Source organism: Phaeodactylibacter xiamenensis (assembly GCF_000759025.1).
In the GTDB taxonomy this organism is placed as follows: domain Bacteria; phylum Bacteroidota; class Bacteroidia; order Chitinophagales; family Saprospiraceae; genus Phaeodactylibacter; species Phaeodactylibacter xiamenensis.
In genome coordinates this window covers 325,548-333,837 of record NZ_JPOS01000020.1, presented here as the reverse complement: position 1 = coordinate 333,837, position 8,290 = coordinate 325,548, and the positions used below count along the sequence as shown (strand labels likewise).

The 8,290-nt window shown below is 53.1% G+C and carries 7 protein-coding genes; 2 read left to right on the top strand and 5 right to left on the bottom strand.

The genetic code is table 11. The features are described from left to right. Window positions 1-732 (top strand): T9SS type A sorting domain-containing protein (locus IX84_RS10470; RefSeq protein ID WP_044219729.1); only part of this gene is annotated, 732 nt, incomplete at its 5' end. An 87-nt stretch (window positions 733-819) separates the two neighbouring features. Here the strand turns inward: IX84_RS10470 and IX84_RS10465 are convergent. From IX84_RS10465 to IX84_RS10445, 5 genes are all read right to left on the bottom strand, one after another. Then, window positions 820-1,044 (bottom strand): hypothetical protein, encoded by a 225-nt coding sequence (locus IX84_RS10465; protein ID WP_044219727.1) that lies wholly within the window; start codon window positions 1,042-1,044, stop codon window positions 820-822. A 95-nt stretch (window positions 1,045-1,139) separates the two neighbouring features. Continuing rightward, entirely contained in the window at window positions 1,140-3,083 is a 1,944-nt protein-coding gene (locus IX84_RS10460; protein WP_044219724.1) for a putative porin, read from the bottom strand. Window positions 3,084-3,219: 136 nt separating this feature from the next. Further along, window positions 3,220-4,668: a choice-of-anchor B family protein gene (locus IX84_RS10455; RefSeq protein ID WP_044219721.1), complete on the bottom strand. Its 1,449-nt coding sequence runs from the start codon at window positions 4,666-4,668 to the stop codon at window positions 3,220-3,222. 71 nt (window positions 4,669-4,739) lie between these two features. After that, window positions 4,740-5,975 carry a serine hydrolase gene (locus IX84_RS10450; protein ID WP_044219718.1) on the bottom strand — a complete coding sequence of 412 codons (1,236 nt, stop codon included), beginning with the start codon at window positions 5,973-5,975 and terminating at the stop codon, window positions 4,740-4,742. 21 nt (window positions 5,976-5,996) lie between these two features. Next, the gene (locus IX84_RS10445) at window positions 5,997-7,013 is read right to left on the bottom strand and encodes a dipeptide epimerase (protein ID WP_044219717.1); all 1,017 of its coding nucleotides are present in this window, start codon (window positions 7,011-7,013) and stop codon (window positions 5,997-5,999) included. 75 nt (window positions 7,014-7,088) lie between these two features. Here IX84_RS10445 and IX84_RS33845 point away from each other — a divergent pair, with 75 nt between their 5' ends. Beyond that, complete coding sequence (locus IX84_RS33845; protein WP_052515928.1) at window positions 7,089-8,150, top strand: RpnC/YadD family protein; 1,062 nt, start codon at window positions 7,089-7,091, stop codon at window positions 8,148-8,150. Window positions 8,151-8,290 lie beyond the last annotated feature (140 nt).

Sequence of the window (8,290 nt, the reverse complement as noted above, 5' to 3'; positions counted from 1 at the left end):
GCCATCAACAGCAGCAGCGGACGCGTAGACTGGAACCCCTGCTTCTTCAAGCTCAATGCCGATAGGCAGATGGAGTGGGTTCGGGAGTTTAGGGGCCGGACTATGGGGCCCATTTACGCTATTGTGAAAATCGCTCAGGCCACGGACAGCAGCGGCTACCTTGGTGTCAGCCGGATTGCCGACTTCGAGTCCGCAGAAGAACCTCTTAATGGCATGTGGGTCATGAAGGTATCCAATGCAGGCGATAGCCTCTGGGCACGGCACTTTACCCTTATCAACGAAGAGCCTGGCATGCCCGAGCCCATGGACCTCAAAGCCACCCCCGACGGCGGCTACATCGTCTGCGGCGCAATCGACCCGCCCGATGACGGGGGCGTCCACCCCCTGCGCTACGGCTGGCTCCTCAAGCTCGATGAGCACGGCTGCCTCGTGCCCGGCTGCCACCTGCCCAACAGCACCGCGCCGGAGCCCGGCACACCGCCACAGCTCGCCCTCTTCCCAAACCCTGCCCGCGATTTTATCAACTTTGAGCTGCGCGGTGCCCGCCCTGCCCCCGATGGGGCTTTCCGCATCCTCGATATGCAGGGCCGGCTTTTGCAAAGCATACCGGCACGGGAGGCCCTGGGCACGGTGGTAGTGCCCGTGCAGGATTGGGCGGCGGGGGCGTATGTGGTGCAGTACCTGGAAGGCGGGCAGCTCAGAGCAGCGGAGCAGTTCTTGAAAGTGGAGTGAGGCAAGTTCCCATTTGCATGCTCAGGCCGCGATTCCATAATCGCCGCCTGAGTTGGTATGGCACAAACAGGCCAAAGTCAGAACTATTCACACCCCACAACCCGGCGCACGCCAGTCGTCCACATCTTGCCGCAGTTTTTTCAGGTAAGCGGCAATTGCATCTGTACCGGCGATCACTTTGTCCTGCTCCCTTAGTTCCGGTTCCACAAGCTCAGGCGAAGCTTGCAAGCGGTAGGCGACGACCATCTCCCGGAGCTGGCTTTCCCAGCTTTCCACTTCCTTATCGTACTCCGGATAGTAAATAGTGATCATTTTTTGTAACGTTTTGAATGGGGCAGGTATAAAGAAAGTGAAGAATAGGTAGATGTCTTAGGAGCGCCGCCGGGGGGACCAGGCGGTGCTCTTTTTTAGTCCAAAAACCGCCAGTTGATCCCAATCCGGAAGACCGCCCGGTGGTAAGGGTACAGGGCCGTTTGGTAGAAATAATCATCCAAAAAAGCAGCCGTGCCGTTTTCCCATTTGAAAAAGGCCCGGAACCGGGTGACTTTCATCAGGAAGAACGCATCCGCTGCGGGGTAGAAAGGGATGGTCTGCTCGTCCTGCAGCTGAAACTGCCCGGTGATAGGGTTGTAGTAATTGGCGCGGAAGGCTTCATTATAGCGCAGGTCCACGCCCAGCTTGACATCCAGGACCCGGAACCACTTACCGGCATAGTAAAAGCTATGCTTTCCAAAGAAGGTGGGTAGGCGCAGGACCTCCTGTGAAGACTGCTGAAGGGCGAACAGGTTATCGAAGTGCAGGTTCCAAAACAGGTTGAAGTTTTTCTCGACGATCAACTGCCCGATGCTGATGGGCACACCGGTCTGTTGGGGTAGCCCGTCGGTGCCAAAGTAAATGAAGTTGTTGAGCAGGTGATAGCGCGCCTCGGCACTAAACTGAATGCCCGGCAAAATATACTTGCCCTGCAGGGTAGTCGACAGGGTTTTATCAAAGTTATTGCGGTAAAGCTGCCGCTCAGAAAGGTACATGCGGTGCTGCATAAGGGTGGGGCTGTACAACTGACTAACGCCCCTGAGCTCCAGCTGACCAAGCTTTTTGAAATCAAAGAACAAGTCGCCGCTTACCCGGTAGTCCCCGGCATTCGCCAGCAGGCCCAGGTGCCCCCGCAAATCGATCAGCAGGCGCTCACTTGGGTTGAGGCGGTAGCGCCCCGTCAGAAAGAGGTTATTCAGGGTGGAATCCCCATTGGTCTGCACCAGCTGATGCAGGGTATGCACAGCACCCACTTCCAGCAAGTCACGTTGCTGCACGGCCTCGTCTCTGCCCTCCCCCCTCAGCTTAAAGGTCGCCAGTTTGAACTCATTCTCGTACTGCCGGTGGCGCAGGTAAAACCGGGCGCCCCGCGGGTCGATCAGAAAGGTCGGAAAGCGGTTGTAGAAACTATCCACTGCGGGATTATAAGCATCGGCATATTTGTACAGGCTGTTTTGGAACCGGGCCTTGTGTGCAATCGTGTAAGCCCGGCGCGTCCCTTTGATGGAATCCTGCCCCCCACCGAAGCGGTAGTAATGCGTGTAGGACACTTCGCGGTGCGAGTGACGGGTGCGGGCATCGCCCAGAAGCACTTCGGCAGCGCTTGGGCTGCTGAATTCACCGCCCAAAGCAGGCTCTTCCCACACCCCGCCGTTATCTTCCATTTGAATGGTATTGGCGGCTACGCTGAAAAATGCCTCATAGCGGTTATTGGGGTGCTGAAACCAAAGCCCGTTGTTGAAGGTGGTATTCCGTACGTTCTGATTGGGGTACTGCGTGTTCTCTCCAAACTGCGTAATACGGTCGTAGTCCAGCGTATAGTTGAGCCCGTTGGCAAAGTTGCGGGAGAAGTCGGCCTTGGTGTAGCTATCTGCCTGCTCGGAGCCTATGGTGTGGGCGAAAATAGAAACCGGCTTTTCCAGCCGATAGTATTTCAGCTGATCGCCATTAGTCATGTACAGATCGTACTGATGCTGCCCGATATCAAAGCCACGGCGTTCGGGCACCTCAAAAACGATAGGCTCATGGGCCGACCCCAGAATACCCAGCTGCCGGTAATCGAGCCGGCGTCGGCGGGTGGGGTCATACTGCCGGAAGAAATCATCGAGGGTCGTGTCCGAAAAAGGGATTTCCAGATTGGGATTGTCTGCATAAAAGTAGAACACATCAAAGGTGTCGAGGAGGACATCCAACTGATCGAGCCCCTGCTGCTGTCCTTGCTGCTGCTGCCGGTTCGCACCGGGGAACTGTGCCGAGGCCATCTCTGGCAGGGCAAGCAGCGCAGCAATCAGGGGCAATAAGGTCAGAATCGGCTTCATGCAGTTCTTTTGAGGCGGCAAAGATAGGAAGAAAACGCATGTAGCGCAGTATCTATGCACCGGAAGCCAACGCTTAACATTTTGTTGAGCTTTACAAGGGAAGAGGCGGAGGGGTTGTGCCCCCGCCCTCCTGATTTTACTGTAGCAATACCTTCAGGGTATGTGCACCATGCTCTCCGGTGATGCGCAAGGCATAGAGCCCGCCGGGCAGACTACCAGGGCGGCTGAATTCCAGCTGCTGACGCCCTTTGCTTAGCGCGTGGGTCCCAAAATCAGCAACCTGCTGCCCATTGAGATTCCAAAGTGAAAAATGAGCCGGTGCCACGGCCTCGGGCAATTCCACAGACACACCAATTGTGCTTTGGGCAGGCTGCGGAAACACAGACACCTGCGCGCCTTCCACCCATTCCGCCACACTTACCGGATTGAGGCAGTCGAGGTTGACGGGCTCTAATTGCTGATTGGCAGCGCAGTTGTCGCCCATGCCTTCAAAAATAAACAGCCCCTCCTGCATGTCGGAGACCAGGATATTGCCGGAAGGCAGGAGCGGGTAGATACCCCAGGCGCCTTTGTAGCTTGTGCCATTGGGTTCATTAGAGGTATCGTAGTACAGCACTTTCTCCGGGTTGGCAGGGTCTGAAATATCGTACACCACAATGCCATCGTAGTAATAAGACACATACAGATAGTCGCAGGCCACAATCTGATTGTGGGTAATGCTCGTCGGGTTATTAGTTTCGGCATCAAAGGTCCCGGTGATTTCAGGTTCACAGGGGTCACTCACGTCAATGGCTTTGATATCGTAGCCGTGGTTTTCATCCGCCATATAGTAGTACTGCCCGTCATCCGTCAGCCAGCCGGAGTGGTTGTAGCCCCGGAATGGATAGTCGGTGATGGTGCTTATGGTTTCCGGGTTGAAAGGGTCCGAAAAGTCGACCATGGCAAATCCGGATCCGCCTGCGTTCAGAAAAGCTATGCCGTCACGCACGTACCCATCGTGAATATGCCCGACATTCAGCCCGCCGAAGTTGTTGTACTCACCGATGTAATCGAGGTTGAGCGGGTCAGAAATGTCGTATACCCGTAATGCAGAATAATTTTGCGGCCCGCCGGTCAGGGCGAATCCGTACAATTTGGCATGGGTTGTATCAATGAAGATGTTGTGTGCCGTTTGGATACGGGTCGGCGCATCATAGGCAACGATTACGGTGTCCGGCAGCTGAGTGATGTCCATAATTTGCAGACTGCTTTGCCCTTCGTCGCATACCGCATACAGGTAACCGTTGTAATCATGATAATCGCGGTGGATGATAACCGGTCCCTGCGCAGCGCCCGCCACAAAGTGCGCTTCAAAGGGCTGCGTGGGGTCCGTTACATCTATGAAGTGCGTCCCTGCGGTAGACCCAAGGACAGCGTATTCGTGCCCGTTGACAGCAAGGCCCCAGATTTCATTGTAGATGTTGTTGTAAAAGGCTGACCCAACCAGATTGGGATCGCTCCAGGTACCCAGCAGGTTAGCTTCTTCCTGTGCAGACAAGGAAGATATACCCAATAACAGGGCTAAAGACAGTAGCTTGATTTTCATACCATTTGTAATTTTAAACGAAAGTAACAATTTCCAGCCCTTCTATCGGTCAACTTGCTGACAGAGTGCCCCTACCTTTCCGGGAATATAGGCTCATACTGCCGCTCGCGCTCCAATTCGTACTGATAAAGGATGCGCCCAATTTGTGCCAGCACCGGGAAACCAATTGTATCGTACTCGTACACCCCTTCGTTGTAAACCTGATTGGCGTTGACGTGAATATTGGCAGCAACCATGAACTCCACCTTGTTTTCATCATCCACTACGTAAGCCACATCAGTAAGAAAGCCATAGGCATCGCCCACCTTATTGAAAATACGGATATGACCTGGTATAGCCGCTTTGGAATCGCCAAACAGGAAGAATTTGACATAGCTGTCCCAATCGGCATACTGCGGATACGCAGGGTAGTTGCTTTCCCTCGGCAGCATGCTCATGTACTTTCGTAAAAATTGATAATCAGCCGGGGTAAGGTTGAACCGGCGATGGACGGGCACCGCATCCGGAAAAAGCACGGCCTGCAGCATATCGTGCAGTTCCTGCAACCCGACATGGTTTTTATCTCTAAAGTCGAAGGGAGCAGGTACAATTTGCCCCTCCCCGTCCATATAGCCCAGGCCGCGTACTTCTTGCTTTAGATGCAAGGGGCTTTCAAAAGCACTGTACACTTCGCCCTGATGGTACAACAGCCTGTTGCCAGAACCCGTAAACGTTACCGGATTGGTGTACCGGTTGGACTCGGCATCATAGCCCGGTGCGGAAAGCCGGTGGATGATGCGGGAACGGGTGTAGCCTTTTTCCTGCAGCTTTTCGTTCAGATAAGCCTGCCCCAGGAATTCATAAAGGCGGTTGTAGGCATCGTTGTCGCTGACCAGGAAAATCTTTTTTATGTAATGCGCAACCGAGGGCAGCCCTTGCGCTGCTGAGGTATCTGCACGCACGGCCGTTTGTGGTGTCTGCCCTTTGCCGGTAAACATAGGCGTCTCAGCATCAAGCCCCTGAATGCGCAGTTCATTGAGTTTCTCAAGCGCCAAAAAGGCGACAGGCATTTTCACGGTACTTGCCGGATAAAAATACAGATTGGAATCTACGCCCAGGTAGTGGGTGGTAAAGGCAGGCTGATTGTCTTCATTCCGGTTAATTTGGGTGTAAATCAGCTGTAGCTGAAACTTTTCCGGAGCCGCCATTACCGCCTGCAAAGTGCTGTCCCCGGAATTCCGCAGGATCTTTTGCAGTAATGCACTGTTCGATTGGGAAAAGCCATACCGCCCAAACAGCAGTAAGGCAAAAAGAAAAATCTTTTTCATACTAAAGTTGGTTTTTAAGCTTCAGGATTGCCGCAAAGCCGCTCCCGTACCATTCCGGTTAGGAAATACAACACCATCCGGCCTTACTTCTACTCCGACAGCCGGGTCTTCTTTTAACAAAAGTGCCCCGTCCATATCCACGTAATCAAGCAGAGGGAGTAGCTGAGCAATCGCAGAAATGCCCACCGAAGATTCCGTCATACAGCCCACCATTACCTTTAGCCCAAGGCTGCGGGCATGCTCTGCCATGCGGCGTGCCGGGGTAAGCCCTCCGCACTTCATCAGTTTGATGTTGACCCCGTGGAAGAAGCCATAGCAGCGGGCCACGTCTGCTTCACCGTGGCAGCTTTCATCGGCGATCACCGGGAGGACAGATTCGGCATACACCCGCTTCATGCCCTCCCAGTCATCGGCTTTGAGCGGCTGTTCGATAAATTCCACGCCCAGTTCCTTCAGGCGGGGCGCGTAGGCAATGGTTTGGTCAGCCGTCCAGGCCGTATTGGCATCAATGCGGAACACGGCATCCGTTTTGGCCCGGAGCGCCGCTATAATTTTAAGGTCATGGCCGGTGCCCAGTTTGATTTTGTAAAGCGGCCAGGGCTGTTCAGCCATTTTAGCCGCCATTTCCTCCACACTCGCTATGCCGATGGTGTAGTTGGAACGTGGTGTAGTGGCTCGCTCCATTCCCCAAAGTTCGTACACCGGAGCGCCGTGCACTTTGCCAAACAAATCGTGGAGGGCTTCGTCCAAAGCACAAAGCAGAAAGGGGGCATCTTCCAGGTGAGGCTGCAATTGATCCCAAAGGATTTCGGGCGACTTCAGGGGGAGGGCTTCAACGACCGGGCGCAGTGCTTCCAGGCGTTCGGCCATCTCGCTCAGCGCAACTCCGTAGTAGCGGATCTCAGTAGCCTCCCCAAAACCGGAATGAATGCCTTCCGAAAGCTCAACGATCAGGCTGGGCGTTGCATCGCGTGAGCCATGGGCAATGGAAAAGGTGTGTTTGAGCGGCAGCTGGAAGGTGTGAATGTGGAGCCTCATAAGCTTATTTGTTTGAATTTATTTATTGCATTAGTGCGGTTTTTGTCTTATTTTTGGGGTACAATCACTAACGCGATGCCCCGAAAGATCAGAAAAGATATCCTTTGGAAGGGAATTCTCGAAGACTGTTTTGAGGATTTCTTTGCCTTCTTTTACCCGGACGCAGTCGATGATTTCGACTTTTCCCGTGGTGTAGCCTTTTTAGATAAGGAGCTGGAAGCCCTGTTTCCGGAAGCTCAGGAGAAAGACCGCATAGCAGACAAGCTGGCTAAAATCTTCACCGCTGATGGGCAGGAGGAGTGGGTACTCATACATATTGAAGTGCAGGGCTATAAGGATGAAGATTTTGCTAAGCGGATGTTCACTTACTTCTACCGTATTTACGACCGGTATCAGGTGCCGGTGCATGCGATTGCTATACTTACAGATGAGCAGAAATCTTATCACCCCAAGACATTCGAATATCATTTTTTGAAGACGCACTTGCAATATGAATTTGATACCTTTAAATTAAGGAATTGTACGGCAGCTGATTTTCAGAAAGTACCAGACAACCCTTTTTCAATTGCTCTGGAACTGGCCTGGGAGAGTTTCCAAAAACGCCCGGACCAGGAACTCTTGGAATTGAAACTAACGTTAATTAAAAGATTATTGAAGGCAGGGCACAACCGGCAAAAAGTTTCCCGTGTCATGGACTTCATTAAGTTTTACCTAAGCTTTGAGCATATGGAAACAGAACTGCAATTGGATTACCTCATCGATTTAGTCGAAGGCAAAAAAGAGCCCTTCGGCATCCGTGAGCGCATATTAACTGAGCTGGCCCGGCAGTATAAGGAAGAGGGCCTGCAGGAAGGACGCGTGGAAGGACGCGTGGAAGGACGCGTGGAAGGACGCGTGGAAGGACGCGTGGAAGGGCGCGTGGAAGGGCGTGAAGAAGGGCGTGAAGAAGGGCGTGAAGAAGGGCGTGAAGAAGGGCGTGAAGAAGGGCGTGAAGAAGGGCGTGAAGAAGGGCGTGTGGAGCTACAAAAAACCTTGGCCCCAAAACTGATCGCCAAAGGTTACACTATAGAGGAAACGGCCGATTTCCTGGAAATTACGCCAGAAGAAGTTGAAGCCATACTACGCAGCCTGGACTAAACTGAAGGCTAACCCGGCCATTATTATCGTGTTTAGAATAATCACTACGCTTTTACTTTCGGATGTTCCGGAATTAACCGACTTTTGCTTCCGCAAATGAACTAAGCTTGTTACCACAAGATACAAAGCAAGCGACCTAA

What these genes read in the sequence shown, in the direction of transcription:
- IX84_RS10465 (WP_044219727.1), bottom strand. Translation starts at nt 1,044, where the DNA reads ATGATCACTATTTACTATCCGGAGTACGATAAGGAAGTGGAAAGCTGG.
- IX84_RS10460 (WP_044219724.1), bottom strand. Translation starts at nt 3,083, where the DNA reads ATGAAGCCGATTCTGACCTTATTGCCCCTGATTGCTGCGCTGCTTGCC.
- IX84_RS10455 (WP_044219721.1), bottom strand. Translation starts at nt 4,668, where the DNA reads ATGAAAATCAAGCTACTGTCTTTAGCCCTGTTATTGGGTATATCTTCC.
- IX84_RS10450 (WP_044219718.1), bottom strand. Translation starts at nt 5,975, where the DNA reads ATGAAAAAGATTTTTCTTTTTGCCTTACTGCTGTTTGGGCGGTATGGC.
- IX84_RS10445 (WP_044219717.1), bottom strand. Translation starts at nt 7,013, where the DNA reads ATGAGGCTCCACATTCACACCTTCCAGCTGCCGCTCAAACACACCTTT.
- IX84_RS33845 (WP_052515928.1), top strand. Translation starts at nt 7,089, where the DNA reads ATGCCCCGAAAGATCAGAAAAGATATCCTTTGGAAGGGAATTCTCGAA.